Annotated in this window: 16 protein-coding genes; 11 read left to right on the forward strand and 5 right to left on the reverse strand. The window is 72.3% G+C overall.

Annotated features, from left to right (window positions below; translation table 11 throughout):
• From E7Z54_RS23220 to E7Z54_RS12155, 4 genes are all read left to right on the forward strand, one after another.
• Positions 1 to 657 (forward strand): hypothetical protein (locus E7Z54_RS23220; protein WP_168798294.1); only part of this gene is annotated, 657 nt, incomplete at its 5' end.
• Positions 654 to 1,793, forward strand: a complete 1,140-nt coding sequence (locus E7Z54_RS12145) for an energy-coupling factor transporter transmembrane component T family protein (protein WP_240769650.1) — start codon at positions 654 to 656, stop codon at positions 1,791 to 1,793. The genes E7Z54_RS23220 and E7Z54_RS12145, both read left to right, overlap by 4 nt.
• Positions 1,790 to 3,454: an ABC transporter ATP-binding protein gene (locus E7Z54_RS12150; protein ID WP_136434036.1), complete on the forward strand. Its 1,665-nt coding sequence runs from the start codon at positions 1,790 to 1,792 to the stop codon at positions 3,452 to 3,454. The genes E7Z54_RS12145 and E7Z54_RS12150 overlap by 4 nt, the downstream gene beginning before the upstream one ends.
• Positions 3,451 to 4,284 (forward strand): ECF transporter S component, encoded by an 834-nt coding sequence (locus E7Z54_RS12155; RefSeq protein ID WP_378527145.1) that lies wholly within the window; start codon positions 3,451 to 3,453, stop codon positions 4,282 to 4,284. Before E7Z54_RS12150 ends, E7Z54_RS12155 begins: the two co-directional genes overlap by 4 nt.
• On the opposite strand, the gene E7Z54_RS12160 is transcribed toward E7Z54_RS12155, so the two are convergent.
• From E7Z54_RS12160 to E7Z54_RS12175, 4 genes are all read right to left on the reverse strand, one after another.
• On the reverse strand, positions 4,271 to 5,455 hold the full coding sequence (locus tag E7Z54_RS12160; protein ID WP_136434038.1) for a PQQ-dependent sugar dehydrogenase: 1,185 nt from the start codon (positions 5,453 to 5,455) through the stop codon (positions 4,271 to 4,273). The genes E7Z54_RS12155 and E7Z54_RS12160 overlap by 14 nt on opposite strands.
• Positions 5,452 to 6,375 (reverse strand): alpha/beta fold hydrolase, encoded by a 924-nt coding sequence (locus tag E7Z54_RS12165; protein WP_136434039.1) that lies wholly within the window; start codon positions 6,373 to 6,375, stop codon positions 5,452 to 5,454. The genes E7Z54_RS12160 and E7Z54_RS12165 overlap by 4 nt, the downstream gene beginning before the upstream one ends.
• 41 nt (positions 6,376 to 6,416) lie before the next feature.
• Positions 6,417 to 6,626, reverse strand: a complete 210-nt coding sequence (locus E7Z54_RS12170) for a hypothetical protein (RefSeq protein ID WP_136434041.1) — start codon at positions 6,624 to 6,626, stop codon at positions 6,417 to 6,419.
• Between the two features lie 71 nt (positions 6,627 to 6,697).
• Positions 6,698 to 7,570 carry an EamA family transporter gene (locus E7Z54_RS12175; RefSeq protein WP_136434043.1) on the reverse strand — a complete coding sequence of 291 codons (873 nt, stop codon included), beginning with the start codon at positions 7,568 to 7,570 and terminating at the stop codon, positions 6,698 to 6,700.
• Between the two features lie 186 nt (positions 7,571 to 7,756).
• Here E7Z54_RS12175 and E7Z54_RS12180 point away from each other — a divergent pair, with 186 nt between their 5' ends.
• From E7Z54_RS12180 to E7Z54_RS12205, 6 genes are all read left to right on the forward strand, one after another.
• A complete protein-coding gene (locus E7Z54_RS12180; RefSeq protein WP_136434045.1) occupies positions 7,757 to 8,836 on the forward strand; it encodes a WD40/YVTN/BNR-like repeat-containing protein in 1,080 nt (359 codons plus the stop codon).
• 72 nt (positions 8,837 to 8,908) lie between these two features.
• Entirely contained in the window at positions 8,909 to 10,591 is a 1,683-nt protein-coding gene (ilvD, locus tag E7Z54_RS12185) for a dihydroxy-acid dehydratase (protein ID WP_136434047.1), read from the forward strand.
• Positions 10,592 to 10,600: 9 nt separating this feature from the next.
• A complete protein-coding gene (locus E7Z54_RS12190; protein ID WP_136434048.1) occupies positions 10,601 to 11,569 on the forward strand; it encodes a pyridoxamine 5'-phosphate oxidase family protein in 969 nt (322 codons plus the stop codon).
• Positions 11,566 to 12,537, forward strand: a complete 972-nt coding sequence (locus E7Z54_RS12195) for a hypothetical protein (RefSeq protein ID WP_136434050.1) — start codon at positions 11,566 to 11,568, stop codon at positions 12,535 to 12,537. The genes E7Z54_RS12190 and E7Z54_RS12195 overlap by 4 nt, the downstream gene beginning before the upstream one ends.
• A 46-nt stretch (positions 12,538 to 12,583) precedes the next feature.
• The gene (locus E7Z54_RS12200; RefSeq protein WP_136434052.1) at positions 12,584 to 13,318 is read left to right on the forward strand and encodes a GNAT family N-acetyltransferase; all 735 of its coding nucleotides are present in this window, start codon (positions 12,584 to 12,586) and stop codon (positions 13,316 to 13,318) included.
• Positions 13,319 to 13,358: 40 nt separating this feature from the next.
• Positions 13,359 to 13,784, forward strand: a complete 426-nt coding sequence (locus tag E7Z54_RS12205) for a VOC family protein (RefSeq protein WP_136434054.1) — start codon at positions 13,359 to 13,361, stop codon at positions 13,782 to 13,784.
• 9 nt (positions 13,785 to 13,793) lie between these two features.
• On the opposite strand, the gene E7Z54_RS12210 is transcribed toward E7Z54_RS12205, so the two are convergent.
• Complete coding sequence (locus tag E7Z54_RS12210; protein WP_136434056.1) at positions 13,794 to 14,804, reverse strand: SGNH/GDSL hydrolase family protein; 1,011 nt, start codon at positions 14,802 to 14,804, stop codon at positions 13,794 to 13,796.
• A 32-nt stretch (positions 14,805 to 14,836) separates the two neighbouring features.
• On the opposite strand from E7Z54_RS12210, the gene E7Z54_RS12215 reads away from it, so the two are divergent.
• Positions 14,837 to 15,251 (forward strand): CHAD domain-containing protein (locus E7Z54_RS12215; protein ID WP_136434058.1); only part of this gene is annotated, 415 nt, incomplete at its 3' end.

A 15,251-nucleotide genomic window follows, 5' to 3' on the forward strand; every position in this document is an offset into this window, starting at 1 on the left:
GTGCCCGACTTCCTGAGGCTCCGCCACGCAGCCCTGGCCGCGGCCACCGTGCTCGCGGTCCTGCCGCACGCGGTACCCGCAGCCGGCGCGGAGCCGGCGGGCGGAGACCGGGGCGAGCCAGGTTGTGCGGCCGGCGAGGTCGCCGTGGTCGTGGACTTCAACGAGCTGGGCGGTGACACCCGCGTCGCCTGTCACCCGTCCGGCGGCACGGCGGCCGAGGTCTTCGAGGACGCCGGCTTCCCGCTGACCTACGCCCGCGGCATGCAGGGCTTCGTCTGCTCGGTCAGCGGTCTCCCGAAGGAAGGGCCGTGCACCGAGGGCGACTCCTACTGGAGCCTGTGGTGGTCCGCGGGCCCGGAGGGCTGGGCCTACGCGACGCTCGGCGCCGACCAGCTCGAGATCGAACCCGGGGGCCATCTCGGCTTCGCCTGGCACGAGGGCGAGGGCGACGCAGCACCGCCGGAGGTGACGATCGACGGGACCGGCTCGGTGGAGGCCGGGGGCGACGAGGCAGTGAGTGAGGGAGCACTGGAGAGCGCCGTCACCGAGACCGACCAGCCCTCGCGCGACGGCGCGCCGACCTGGGTCCTCGTCGCCGGGGTCGTCGTCGTGCTGTGCGCGGCGGCCGCCGTACCGCTCCTGCGGAGGCGGTCGTGAGGCTGCCGCGCGACCTGCACCCGGTGGCCTGGTGGACGTGGGCGATCGGCCTGGTCGTCGGCGCCTCCTGCACGACCAACCCGTTCGTGCTCGCGCTGATGCTCGCGGTCGCGTCACTGACGGTCCTGACCTGTCGCTCCGACCAGCCGTGGGCCCGCTCCTTCCGCCTCTACCTGTGGCTCGGGCTGACCGTCGTCCTGGTGCGGGTCCTCTTCCGGATCGTGCTCGGTGGCGACGCCCCAGGGCATGTTCTGTTCACCCTGCCGGAGATCCCGCTGCCCCACGTCGTCGCGGGGATCAGCCTGCTCGGTGACTTCACCCGCGAGGAGCTGCTGTGGGCGGTCTACGAGGGCAGCCGGCTCGCCGCCATCTTGATCGCGATCGGTGCCGCCAACGCCCTGGCCAACCCCAAGCGGCTGATGAAGTCGCTGCCTCCGGCCCTCTACGAGGTCGGCACCGCCATGACCGTGGCGATCAGCGTCGTCCCGCAGCTCGCGGACAGCGCCCGCCGGGTCCGCGCGGCCCAGCAGCTGCGCGGCGGGCCGACGGGTCGGTTCCGCCGGACCAGAGGCGTACGACGGATCCTGGTCCCGATCCTCGAGGACTCCTTCGAACGCTCTCTCGCCCTCGCTGCGGGCATGGACGCCCGCGGCTACGGCCGAACCGGTGAGCTCACCGCTCGCCAGCGCAGGTCCACCGGCGCGCTCATGATCGTGGGCCTGCTCGGCGTCTGTGCCGGTGTCTATGCCCTGCTCGACGGTACGACTCCGCGGTTCCTCGCGCTGCCGATGCTCGCCCTCGGCACGTCTGCCGCCTTGGCCGGCTTCATGCTGGCCGGTCGTCGGGTCCGGCGGACCCGCTACCGGCCGGACCGCTGGCGGCTGCCCGAGATCTCGGTCGCCCTGTCCGGGGTCGCCACCGGTGCCGGCCTGTGGACCGTCCAGCGGTGGGATCCGGCGGTCGCCCATCCCGGCGTCACGGCCGTACCGGAGGTGTCACTGCTCGCGGTGGCGGCCGTGCTGGTGGGCCTGCTGCCGGTCTGGATGGCGCCACCGCCCATGACGGCGCAGCGCCGTGGGACGGCCGCCGAGGTGGTCGCGCCGCGGTCGGTCGGCGAGGCGGTGACCGCCCGATGATGGAGCTCCGCGACATCACCTTCCGCTACGACGACGACACGACCCGGGTCCTCGACCACGTCGAGCTGACTGTCGAGAACGGCGAGCTGGTGGTGCTCGCCGGCCCGACCGGGGCCGGCAAGTCCACACTGCTGGCCGTCGTGGCGGGGCTGGTGCCGGCGTTCACGGGCGGCACGCTCACTGGTGACGTCGTCCTCGACGGCGAGAGCGTGATCGACCGTCCGGCCCGCGAGCGGGCGCACACCGTGGGCTACGTGGGACAGAACCCGCCCGCGTGGTTCGTCACCGACACGGTCGAGGAGGAGCTCGCCTTCGGGATGGAGCAGCTCGGGCTGCCCGCGCCCACGATGCGCCGGCGGGTGGAGGAGACCCTCGACCTGCTCGGCATCGCCGACCTGCGGCACCGCGACCTCCGCACCCTCTCGGGCGGCCAGCAGCAGCGGGTCGCCATCGGCTCCGTGCTCACCGCCCACCCGCGGCTGCTGGTGCTGGACGAGCCGACCTCCGCACTGGATCCGACCGCTGCCGAGGACGTGCTCGCCACGCTGGCGCGGCTGGTCCACGACCTGGGGGTCTCCGTGCTGGTCGCCGAGCACCGGCTCGAGCGGGTGGTGCCGTTCGCCGACCGGCTCTGCCTGCTCGGTGCCGACCCCGCGCGACCCGGCACGCTTCGGGTGGGCGATCCCGGCGAGATCCTGCAGGACGCCTCGATCGCACCGCCGATCGTGGAGCTGGGCCGGCTGGCCGGGTGGCAGCCGCTGCCGCTGACCGTGCGGGACGCCCGCCGGCTCGCCGGTCCGCTGAAGGCGCGGCTGGCGGCCGTCGTACCTGACGAAACTGTCGCCGATCCGGCTCCTGGGCAGCAGTTGCGTCAGGTACGACGTGGGCCGGTCGCCGAGACCCGACGACTGTCGGTGGCCTACGGCCGCACGCCCGCGGTCCGCGAGGTCGATCTCACCCTCCACGCAGGGACGGTGACCGCGCTCATGGGCCGCAACGGGGCCGGCAAGTCCACGCTGATGTGGGCCCTCCAGGGCCGGCACAGGCCGGTGGGCGGCCGGGTCCGGGTGGCCGGCGCGGACCCCGGCAGCCTCAGGCCGGAGCAGCGGCGGGCAACGACCGGGCTGGTCCCGCAGAGCCCGGCGGACCTTCTCTACCTCGAGACGGTGCGGGAGGAGTGCGAGGCGGCGGACCGCACGGCGCATGCGGAGCCCGGCACCTGTGGTGGCCTGCTCGACCGACTCGCTCCCGGAGTCGAGCCCGACCAGCATCCCCGGGACCTGTCCGAGGGTCAGCGGCTGGCCCTGGCGGTGGCCGTCGTGCTCACCGCACGCCCGCGCCTGCTGCTGCTCGACGAGCCGACCCGCGGCCTGGACTATCCCGCGAAGCGTCAGCTCGCGAAGATCCTCCGTGAGCTGGCGGTCGAGCCGGAGGCCGAGCGCGCCGTCCTGATCGCCACCCACGACGTCGAGTTCGTCGCCCAGGTCGCCGACGACCTCGTGGTGCTCGCGGAGGGCGAGGTGGTCTCGTCCGGGCCGGTGGCCCACGCGATCACCGAGTCCCCGGCCTTCGCGCCCCAGGTCACCAAGGTGCTCGGTCCGGGCTGGCTTCGCGTCGAGGACGTCGCGGCGGCGCTGGCCGCACCCGAGGTGGTCCGGTGACCGGGCAGGGCGCCGCCGTCCCGCTGAGACTGCGGTCCGGCGTGGTCCTCGGAATCGCCTCCGTGATCGGCGCGCTGATGCTCGCGTGGCCGCTGCTGCTCGAGGTGGATCCGGCCGCCTCCGGTCGGGTCGACCCGCCGTTCCTGTTCCTCGCCCTGCTGCCGGTGATCCTCGCCGTCGTGCTCGCCGAGCTCAGCGAGGGAGGCATGGACGCCAGGGTGCTGGCCATCCTCGGCGTGCTGAGCGCGGTCAACGCCGTGCTACGACTGGTCAGCGCCGGCACCGCTGGGCTCGAGCTCGTCTTCTTCCTGCTGATCCTCGGCGGCCGGGTCTTCGGTGCCGGGTTCGGCTTCGTCCTGGGCTGTACCTCGCTCTTCGCCTCGGCGCTGATGACGGCCGGGGTCGGCCCGTGGCTGCCCTTCCAGATGCTGGTCGCCGCGTGGGTCGGAATGGGTGCCGGACTGCTCCCGCGCCGGGTCCGCGGTCGTCGCGAGCTCGTGATGCTCGTCGGCTACGGCGTGCTCTCGGCCTACCTGTACGGCCTGCTGATGAACCTGCAGGGCTGGCCGTTCATCGCCGGCGTGCAGGTGCCGGGGCAGGACTCCAGCGAGCTGTCCTACGCGCCCGGTGCTCCGGTGCTCGAGAACCTCCACCACTTCCTGCTCTACACCGTGCTGACCTCGACCGGCGGGTGGGACACCGGTCGCGCGATCACCAACGCGCTCGCCATCGCGCTGCTCGGTCCGGCCGTGCTGACCACGCTGCGACGCGCTGCCCGCAGGGCGCACATCGTTCGGGCCGAGCCGACCCCCGCCGCTACGGCTCGATGAGCAGGATCCGGTCGTCGTCGGCGGCCGGCGTGCCGCGTCCGTCGTGGTTGCTGGTGGTGAGCCAGAGCCGGCCCTGCGGGTCGACCACCACCGTGCGAAGTCGGCCGTACTCGCCCGCCGTCGTCCCGGAGAAGTACGACGTCGGGTCGCTCACCTGGCCGTCGGCCACCTTGATCCGCCAGAGCTGCTCACCCTGCAATGCCGCCATCCAGAGGTAGCCGCCGGTGAAGGCCAGCCCCGACGGGGAGGCCTCCGAGGGTCGCCACGTCATCATCGGCTGCATGTACTGCGGGGGACCGCCGCTGCCCTCGACGACGGGCCAGCCGTAGTCCTCGCCGGGGACGATCCGGTTGAGCTCGTCGAACCTGGTGCTGCCGAACTCGGAGGCCCACAACAAGCTCTGCGAGTCGAACGCGAGGCCCTGCACGTTGCGGTGGCCCCACGACCACACGACCGTGTCGAACGGATTGCCTGGCGCCGGTTCCCCGTCGGCGGTGATCCGCAGGACCTTGCCGGCGAGCGACGTGCGGTCGCGAGCGAGCTGCTCGTCACCGGCCTCGCCGGTCGATACGTACAGGTAGCCGTCGGGGCCGAAGAGGAGGCGACCGCCGTCGTGGATGTCGCCGGTCGGGATCCCGGTGAGCACCGGCTCCGTCGGGCCGAGCCTCTCTCCGTCAAGCTCGGCCCGGACGACGCGGTTGTCCTCCGCAGTGCAGACGTAGAAGTACAGAAGCCCGTCGGAGGAGAAGGTGGGGGAGACCGCGACACCCAGGAGCCCGGCCTCGCCGCGCGGGTCGGTCTCCGGGATCCGGCCGACCTGCTGGATCGTGCCCTCCCGTCGTGGAGTGCCCTCCCCGACCTCGGGCGGGGTGACGACGAGGACGCGCGCGGAGTCGCGCTCGGTGACGACGGCTCTGCCGTCGGGCAGGAAGTCGATGCCCCACGGCGTCTCGAGCCCGCTGGCGACCGTCCCGACCACGTCCGGGACCCCGTCGACCTCGAACGCGACCTCGTCGCCCTCCACCGTTCCGGTGGGGGCCGCGGAGGTGCCCGTGACGACGTCGACGTCGCTCTCGTTGCCGCCCTGGCCGCAGCCCGAGGCGGCCAGCCCGAGGGTGACCAGGACCGCGAGGACCGGGGTGACCGAGAGGCCGCGGCGACGACGCCTCACGCGACCCGCTCCAGGAACTCGAGGAGCAGGTGGTGCACCTGTTCGGGCTGCTCAAGGTGGACGAAGTGCGAGCCGCGCAGCTCGACGTACCGGCTGTCCTTCAGCCGGCGCGAGGCGCTCGCCATGTCACGGGCGCCGGCGAGGATGTCGTAGGTGGCCGCGACGAACATGGTGGGCACGTCGATCTTGCTCAACCGGACGCGCGCGTGCTTGGAGGTGCCGAGCGCGAGCCGGGCGTACCAGTCGACGGGCGTGATGACGAACTCCTTGAGACCCGGCGCGGCCGCCGCCGGATCGGGGACGGGGAACATGAACCCGGTCCTGCCGAGCAGGCTGACCGTGCGGGGCCCCATCGGGATCCGGCGCACCACGGGGCTGGCCGCCCAGCCGGCGTACTTCGCGATCCGGCAGACGTTGACGGTCAACGCGCGCGCGACGGCGTGCGGCAGGTGCAACGGAGCGAGCATGGTCGCGAAGGTGTCGCCCGGGACGCCACAGACGGCGAAGATCCCGCGCACCCGCTCGGGATGGCGGTAGGTCAGCTCGAAGGCGGTGTTGACGCCCATCGACCAGCCCATCAGCGCTGCCCTGTCGATCCCGAAGTGGTCCATGACGGACAGGCCGTCCTGCACGAAGTGCTCGATCTCCACGTGCTTGGGGTCGCGCGGGCGCTCGGAGCCGCCCACGCCGCGGTGGTTCCAGGACACGATCCGTACGCCGCACCCCGCGTCGAGCAGCCACGGCCAGAGGAAGGCGTTGGTGCCGAGACCGTTGCACAGCACCACCGTCGGCCCCTGGATCACCCCGTCGGGGTCGTTGGTCCATGCCCGGAGGTAGGTGCCGTCGTCCGAGAGGATGTCGCGGAACGACAACGACGCTGGTCGTACGCGCTGCTCTGGGCTCGGAGCGGAGGTCGACATGGGGCGATTGTGCCCGACCGACCTGCTCGCGAGTGGCAGCGTCAGGCGTGGAGTGAGATCGCGGAGTCGCGGGTGACGGTGGGATCTGTCGAGCGAGCGCTGAGGAAGCGCTCCACGTCCTCGCGCTCCGCACGGCGCTGCGTGCACTCCGTGAGGGCGATCATCGCGTTGCGGCGGGCGTGCTGCTGGGCGGAGACCGGCCACGCGCGGATCGTCCGGACCGTGTGGAGCACAGGAGCTAGCGGGGACATGCGGCTCCTCTCGAGGGAACTCGGTGGGCTGTCGTCGAGACTATGCCCGCTGTGTGTGCGTGAGGACACCCTCAGATGACATCTGAGTGAATCGGCCTCCGGGTCGCGCGCGTGGCGCCGACGCTGGCCGCGACCACGCACCCGATCGCAGCCCACTGCACGGGAGCAAGCTTCTCGCCGACGACGGCGAATCCGGCGAGAGCGGCGGCGGCCGGCTCCAGGCTCATCAGCACGCCGAAGGTGGCCGCCGGGAGCCGACGGAGCGCCGTGAGCTCGGCGCTGTAGGGGATCACAGAGCTCAGCAGACCGACCGCAGCCCCGATCAGCAGGATCCGGGTGTCCATCAGCGCGTCGCGGTCGACGGTGAGCAGCAGCGGTCCGAGCATGACCACGGCGACGACACTCGCGACCGCCAGGCCGTCGATACCGGCCCACCGCCGCCCGGTCTCGGCGCTGGAGAGGATGTATCCGGCCCACGCCGCGCCGGCGACCAGGGCGAAGGCGACGCCGGCCGGGTCGAGGTGGGCGCGCTCGAAGCCGAGCAGCAGCACGCCGATCGCCGCGAGCCCGACCCACAGGAGGTCCCGGGCCCGGCGGAAGCCCACCGCGGCGAGAAGCAGCGGCCCGATGAACTCGATGGTCACCGCGACGCCGATCGGGATCCGGGAGAACGACTGGTAGATCGCCCAGTTCATGACGCCGAGGCAGGCGCCGAACCGCGCGACCGCCAGCCAGTCGGCCGCGGTCCGGCCGCGTACCCGCGGCCGCGCCCACAGGGCGAGTACGACGGCACTGCTCGCGAGGCGCAGCCAGACCACGCCGTCGGGCTCGATGTCGGCGAACAGCCGCTTCGCGAAGCCCGCGCCGAGCTGGACCGAGGCCACTCCGAGCAGGACGAGGCCGACGGCCACGCCGAGCGAGGGTCGATGAGGGCTGCCGTGCACCCGCACAATCTAGAGACACCGGCAGGACGACAGACGAACGGCCGACCCCTCGAGGACCGGCGGTCCGTCGCCGCATCCGTGGCGACTGGATCAAGGATTCCCGGACGGCCGGTGACTTTTGTCGGCGAGGCGGGTCACTCTAGGGGACGGCGGCTGCCTTCCTGCCGCGTTCATGAGGAGGAACAGATGACCACCATCCTGACGGTCGGCACCCGCAAGGGCATGTGGATCGGGCGTTCGGAGGACCGGTTGGACTGGTCGTTCACGGGTCCCCACCACGACATGGAGGAGGTCTACTCCTGCCTCGTCGACACCCGCCGCGGCACGCCACGGCTCTTCGCCGGCGCGTCGTCGAGCTGGCTCGGCCCGCAGCTGCGCTGGTCCGACGACCTGGGCGAGACCTGGCAGGAGACGCCGAACGGCGCTATCCGCTTCCCCGAGGGCGCCGGCGCCACCGTCGAGCGGATCTGGCAGCTGGTTCCGGGCGTGGGCGACGGCGTGATCCACGCGGGCACCGAGCCGGGCGCGGTCTTCACCTCCCGCGACGGCGGCGAGACGTTCGCGCTCGAGGCAGGTCTGTGGAACCACCCGCACCGGAACGCGTGGGACGCCGGCTTCGGGGGTCAGGCGTTCCACACGGTCCTGCCGCACCCCACCGACCCGGACTCGATCACAGCGGCGCTCTCGACCGGCGGCGTCTACCAGACCACGGACGGCGGCGCCTCCTGGGCGCCCCGCAACCACGGCATCCGCGCCGACTTCCTGCCCGAGGAGCAGCGCTACCCCGAGTTCGGTCAGTGCGTGCACAAGGTGACCCGGCACCCCAGCCGGCCGGAGCGCCTCTACGCGCAGAACCACGGCGGCGTCTACCGCTCCGACGACGAGGGCGCGTCCTGGACATCGATCGGTGACAGCCTGCCGAGCGACTTCGGGTTCCCGATCGTGGTGCACCCGCACCGGCCCGACACCATCTGGGTCTTCCCGCTCGGCGGCGGCGACCGCCGGTACCCGCCGGAGGCGAAGGCGCGCGTGTGGCGCTCGGACGACGCGGGGGAGTCGTGGACGCCGTACGACAAGGGGCTTCCCGACACCTTCTACGTCGGCGTCATGCGAGACGCCATGTGTGCCGACTCCCACGACCCGGCCGGGCTCTACCTCGGCGCCCGTAACGGCTCGGTGTGGGCGTCGGCCGACGACGGGGAGACCTGGCGCCAGATCGTGGCCGACCTTCCCGACGTGATGGCGGTCAAGGTCGGCGTGGTCTGAGCCCGGCCGAGGTCATGTCGGGAGCGTGAGATACGCCGCGGGCGCCCGGAGGCGGCGCACTAATCTGTGTCCATGACCGACGCCCCCGACATCAAGCCCCGATCGCGCGACGTCACCGACGGCCTGGAGCGGGCCGCGGCCCGCGGCATGCTCCGCGCGGTCGGCATGGGCGACGAGGACTTCGCCAAGCCGCAGATCGGCGTCGCGTCCAGCTGGAACGAGATCACCCCCTGCAACCTGTCCCTCGACCGCCTCGCCAAGGCCGTCAAGAACGGCGTGCATGCGGGGGGCGGCTACCCGCTCGAGTTCGGCACCATCTCGGTGTCCGACGGCATCTCGATGGGCCACGAGGGCATGCACTTCTCCCTGGTCTCGCGTGAGGTGATCGCCGACTCCGTCGAGGTGGTCATGCAGGCCGAGCGACTGGACGGCTCGGTGCTGCTCGCCGGCTGCGACAAGTCGCTGCCGGGCATGATGATGGCCGCCGCACGACTCGACCTCGCGTCGGTGTTCCTCTACGCCGGTTCGATCATGCCGGGCAACGTCGACGGACGCGACGTGACGATCATCGACGCGTTCGAGGCTGTCGGCGCCTGCCTCGCCGGCAAGATCACGCGTGAGGAGGTCGACCGCATCGAGCGGGCCATCTGTCCCGGAGAGGGCGCATGCGGCGGCATGTACACCGCCAACACGATGGCGGCGGTCGGCGAGGCGCTGGGGATGTCGCTGCCCGGATCCGCTGCGCCGCCGGCGGTCGACCGCCGGCGCGACGGCTTCGCCCACCGGTCGGGCCAGGCCGTGGTCGAGCTGCTGCGCCGGGGCATCACCGCGCGCCAGATCATGACCAAGGAGGCGTTCGAGAACGCGATCACGGTGGTCATGGCGCTGGGCGGCTCCACCAACGCCGTGCTCCACCTGCTCGCCATCGCCCGCGAGGCCGAGGTCGACCTGACCCTCGACGACTTCAACCGGGTCGGCGACAAGGTGCCGCACCTGGCGGACCTCAAGCCGTTCGGCAAGTACGTCATGAACGACGTCGACAAGATCGGCGGCATCCCGGTGGTGATGAAGGCGCTGCTCGACGCGGGGCTGATGCACGGCGACTGCCTCACCGTCACGGGCAAGACTCTGGCCGAGAACCTCGACGACCTCAACCCGCCGCCGCTCGACGACGACGTCATCCACTCCTTCGACCGGCCGATCCACAAGACCGGTGGGCTGACGATCCTCAAGGGCACCCTCGCCCCGGAGGGCGCGGTGGTGAAGACGGCGGGATTCGACGACACGGTCTTCCGCGGCACCGCCCGGGTGTTCGACGGCGAGCGTGCTGCGCTCGACGCGCTCGCCCTCGGCAAGATCCAGGCGCGGGACGTCGTCGTCATCCGCTACGAGGGTCCGAAGGGCGGCCCCGGCATGCGCGAGATGCTCGCCATCACCGGTGCCATCAAGGGCGCCGGGCTCGGCAAGGACGTCCTCCTGGTCACCGACGGGCGTTTCTCCGGCGGCACGACCGGCCTCTGCGTCGGCCACATCGCCCCTGAGGCCGTGGACGCGGGCCCGATCGCCTTCGTGCGGGACGGCGACCCGATCGTGCTCGACGTGCTCAACAAGACGCTCGAGCTCGACGTCGACGCGGCGGAGCTGGAGGCGCGCAAGGTCGGCTGGGAGCCGTTGCCGCCGAAGTACACCCGCGGCGTGCTCGGCAAGTACGCAGCCACCGTCCAGTCGGCCGCCCACGGCGCGGTCACCAGCTGACGGCCGCGCGTGGCCAAGCTCTACGACCGCGTCGAAGGACGCCTGCGCACATTCGTCGAGCGGCAGCGGGTGTTCTTCGTCGCGACCGCGCCGCTCGCCGACGACGGCCACGTCAACCTGTCGCCCCGCGGCGTCCCGGGGACGTTCGGCATGCTCGACGACCGCACCTTCGCCTGGGTCGACACCACCGGCAGCGGCAGCGAGACCATCGCGCACCTGCGTGAGAACGGCCGGATCACCATCATGTTCTGCGCGTTCGAGGGCCCGCCGAACATCGTGCGGTTCCACGGCCGCGGCCGGGTCGTGACGATCTACGACCAGGAGTACGACGAGCTGGCCGCCCGCTTCGAGGAGCTGCCGGGCACCCGGGCGGTCGTCGTGGTCGACATCGATCGGATCTCCGACTCGTGCGGGTACGGCGTCCCCCTGATGGAGTACGTCGGCGAGCGCAACCTCCTCCAGCCGTACTTCACGCGCAAGGGTGTGGAGGGCTCGGCCGACTATCGTCGGCGCCGGAACCGCACGAGCATTGACGGCCTGCCCGCCTTCGACTTCGACCCGATGGACGAGTGGTCGACCCTCGCGGGACTGGCCCGGATCCGTGAGCGGCTGAGCGCCCAGATCGACGGCTGGACGCCGCCGGTGGGCCACGGCATCGCCCTGGACGGGGAGTTCGGCCACGTCAACAGGCCGGGCGGGACGCACGGCCTGCCCGCCGTCCTCCTCGCAACCGTCCTGAAGCACGACGGATCGACCGCGACCATCGAGATGAGCCGCCAGCAGCTCGACGAGGCGATCACGGCGCTCGCGCCGGCGGCCGCGTGCACGGAGGTGGACCACCCCAACCTGGCAGCCTGGCGCACCGTACGCGAGCAGCTCGAGGAACGCGGCGGGGGCACTGTCGCCGCGGTGTTCGTCCGGTCAGCACAGGACCCGCCGAGCTCGGACGTCGACGCGCGGCTGCGCGCCCTCTGGTGACCCTCGCCTGGCTGCGGCGCCCGAGTCGTGCGGTCGCGGTGGCTCTGGGCCTGTGCGCGCTCGTGCTGGCCGCGGTCGGGACGCCCGCGGAGGAGGAGCCGGTGGGGGTCACCGAGCAGGTCAGCACGTCCGTGGACGTCGCGGCAGGCGATGCTGTGGATCCGGTGCGGATTGCGCCGACCGCCCGGCCGCGCTGGAAGGCGGAACGGGTGCTGCCGCCGGGCGGCATGCTGATCGCCTACTACGGCACCGCCGGCTCGGGCGCTCTCGGTGTGCTGGGGGAGACCCCGCCGGATCGAGCACACCGGCGGCTGGCGCGCGCCGCGGCGCCCTTCGAACGGCCGCGCCGTCCGGTGCGGCTGGTCTACGAGCTGATCGTCTCGATCGCCGACGCCTACCCGGGCAGGGACGGTGACTACAGCCACGACATCGCACGGTCGGACGTACGGCGCTATGTCGACGCCGCGCGCGAGAACGGCGCGCTGGTCGTGCTGGACATCCAGCCCGGACGCTCGGGCTTCCAGCGGGCCGCGAAGCGCTGGGCATGGGCCCTGCGGGAGCCCCACGTCGGGCTCGCGCTCGACCCCGAGTGGCGGATGGGCCCGGGGGAGGTGCCGGGCCGGGTGATCGGCAGGGTCCGCGCTGAGGAGGTGAACCGGGTGAGTGCCTGGCTCTCCCGGATGATGCTCGAGCGCAACCTCCCTGAGAAGGTCCTCGTGCTCCACCAGTTCCGCGGCTCCATGCTTCCCGACGTACGACGCATCGTGCGCCGAGAAGGCCTGCAGCTGGTGCAGCACGTGGACGGGTTCGGCACCCCCGGGCAGAAGCTCGACACCTACGACGCGGTGGCCCGGCCCGGCCGGTTCGCGATGGGCTTCAAGCTGTTCTATGACGAGGACAGGCCACTGATGGGTGCGCGGGCCGTCCACCGGATCCGGCCGCGCGTGCGGCTCGTGTCGTACCAGTGATGGCCAGCGATCGCCCGTGATGGCCAGGGGAGACCAAGGAGGGCTGATGCCGGACACCAACGAGCTCGGGCTACCGGTCGGCGACCTGGTGGCCGGTTGGGAGCCGCGCCCGGCCCCCTCGCCGGTCGAGATCGAGGGACGCTACGTCCGCGCCGTACCGCTCGAGTCGGCCTGGTACGCCGACCTGTTCGCCACCTGCTGCGGTCCGGGCGACGGTGACCTGTGGACCTACCGGCCCGTCGACCGGCCGACCTCGCTCGCGGAGCTGTGGATGCATCTCGCCGGGGTCGTGGACTCGCCCGTCGACCTCACCTTCGCGCTCATCCCGACCGAGGGCGAGCTGGCGGGGAAGGCCGCCGGCGTCGCGTCGTACCTGCGGATCGAGCCGGCGCACGGGCAGGTCGAGGTCGCCGGCGTGCTGTTCGCCCGCGGTCTCCAGCGCACCCGGGCGGCGACCGAGGCGATCCACCTGCTGATGCGGCACGCCTTCGACGACCTCGGCTACCGCCGCTTCGAGTGGAAGTGCGACAGCCTGAACGAGCCCTCCCGCCGCGCGGCCGTGCGGCTCGGGTTCACCTACGAGGGCCGGTTCCGCAACCACCTCGTCATCAAGGGCAGGAACCGCGACACCGACTGGTTCTCGGTCACCTCGGAGGAGTGGCCGGCCGTGCGCGCCGCCCACGAGCAGTGGCTCGACCCGAGCAACTTCGACGTCGCCGGGAGGCAGCGGGTCTCGTTGAGCGCGCTGAGCGCTCCGGACGGGCAGCGGCCCGCCCGGTAGGCCGTGCCGGATGTCGGTGCCGCGTGCCACGCTCGGTGGCATGGACCAGAGGATCAGCTTCGTCACCCTCGCCGTCGGCGACCTGGACGCCACCCGTCGGTTCTACGTCACCGGCCTGGGGTGGCATCCGGAGCTCGACGTGCCGGGCGAGGTGCTGATGTTCCGCGCAGGCGAGCGCCTCGTCCTCTCCCTGTGGGACCGCGCGCACTTCGAGGCCGAGGTCGGGCCGCTCATGTCGGGACCGGGAGTCGCCCCGATCACGATCGCCCACAACCTGCCGACCAGGGAGGACGTGGACGCCGTGCTCGCGTCGGCCGAGGCCGCCGGTGCGCGGCACGTCCAGTCGGCCGTGGAGCGCGACTGGGGTGGCTACACCGGCTATTTCGCCGACCCCGACGGCTACCGGTGGGAGATCGCGTTCAATCCCGGCGACATCGGGCAGCTGGTGCTGCCCGCCGTCGACTAGGTCTGCGGCTCAGCGCGCCACGTGCTGCAGCACCGACCGCGCCTGCGAGCGGGCGCCGGCGGCGTTCGGGTGCGCCGGGACCGCGACGGCGACGTCATTGGCCGACACGATGCCGAGTCCCTCGACGTAGCGGGTCAGCGGCCCGGTGCAGACATGGTGGCCCGCGCTGAGCGGGAGGGTGTCGACGAGCTCGGCCCTGCCCTTGTGTGCGGCGCGGGCGAGCATGTCGTTGAGCTTGGTGAACACGGAGTGCAGGTAGGCCATGTCGGAGTCGGTGACGGGCACGACCGGCCAGCAGCCCTTCTCCGGGATGGCGTCGAGATAGTTCACCAGGAGCACCCGCGCCTTCGGTGAGCGCCGATGGATCTCCTTCAGCGCGGCGACGACCTTGCCCTCGGCGCGTGCGATGTTCTCCGCGAGCTGGTCCACCCCGCCGGCGGTGAAGCGCTCCTTGCACGCACCGAGCGGCGCCGCGGACTCCTCGACGACGGGCAGCAGGTCGGGCAGCGGAAGCGTCGGTGTGGGTACCCCGACCGGCGAGGCGGAGATGCAGGTCATCGCGCCCTCCGCGACCTCCGCGTCGTTGCCGCCGACCCCGACCGTCACCAGGTCCGTGGTCGCGGTGAGCCGGTCGAACTGCGGCGGGTTCACTCCGCCCATCGGCAGCTCCTGCGGAGCAGTGAAGTGCTCGGTGGTGGCCGACCCGCAGGTGGCGTCGCGGAAGACGGGGACGTCCAGGGTGCGGGCCACGATCTTCGGGTAGTTGTCGTGCGACTGGGCGCAGTCCACCGGCGCGTGCCGGTCGTCCGGGGTGCCGTTGCGGTCGAACAGCACCACGTCGGCCGACCACGAGTCCCCGAGGGCGACGTACTCCTGGTAGCGCGGCGCCGCCTGCGCGGACGGCGCAGGTCCGCCGCCGACCAGCGGAGCGGTCGCCAGGCCGAGCAGGCCGGCAAGCAGGACGGGTGCAGTACGACCTCGGAGCATGTCCGTGCAACGAGCGAGTATGGCGCGCGTCACACTGACGCGGTCGTGGGTGGCAGGCTGGAGGTGTGCAGCAGTCAGCGGGGGAGATGCTCGGCGCGGCGGTGACCGAGCTGGCCCGGCTCGTGGCTGACCGTCGGGCGGCCGCGCTGGCCGACGAGCCCGATGCGGTCCATCAGCTGCGCACCGCGGTGCGGCGCATCCGCAACGTGCTCGCGGTCTTCCGTCGCTGCTTCGACGCCGAGGCGGCCGCCGAGCTGCGCGGCAGCCTGGAGTCCTACGGCGACCTGCTCGGTCAGTGCCGGGACCTCGAGGTGCGCGCGGAGCACTGCGAGGGCGCCATCGTGAGTGTCGGGCTGGACGACCTGCGTGAGCCACTCGTGGTGCCGCTGCTGGCGGCCCACCGCGCCGCGCACGAGGTCCTCGTGGCCTGGCACCGCGGGCCGGACGTCGCGGCGCTGGACGCGCTGCTAGCGACGTGGT

The organism is Nocardioides sp. (assembly GCF_004803405.1).
Taxonomy (GTDB): Bacteria; Actinomycetota; Actinomycetes; order Propionibacteriales; family Nocardioidaceae; genus Nocardioides; species Nocardioides vastitatis.

Bases quoted from the DNA above. Each gene is read 5' to 3' on its own strand.
- E7Z54_RS12150 (WP_136434036.1), top strand. From the start codon at position 1,790: ATGATGGAGCTCCGCGACATCACCTTCCGCTACGACGACGACACGACC.
- E7Z54_RS12165 (WP_136434039.1), bottom strand. From the start codon at position 6,375: ATGTCGACCTCCGCTCCGAGCCCAGAGCAGCGCGTACGACCAGCGTCG.
- E7Z54_RS12170 (WP_136434041.1), bottom strand. From the start codon at position 6,626: ATGTCCCCGCTAGCTCCTGTGCTCCACACGGTCCGGACGATCCGCGCG.
- E7Z54_RS12180 (WP_136434045.1), top strand. From the start codon at position 7,757: ATGACCACCATCCTGACGGTCGGCACCCGCAAGGGCATGTGGATCGGG.
- ilvD (WP_136434047.1), top strand. From the start codon at position 8,909: ATGACCGACGCCCCCGACATCAAGCCCCGATCGCGCGACGTCACCGAC.
- E7Z54_RS12200 (WP_136434052.1), top strand. From the start codon at position 12,584: ATGCCGGACACCAACGAGCTCGGGCTACCGGTCGGCGACCTGGTGGCC.
- E7Z54_RS12205 (WP_136434054.1), top strand. From the start codon at position 13,359: ATGGACCAGAGGATCAGCTTCGTCACCCTCGCCGTCGGCGACCTGGAC.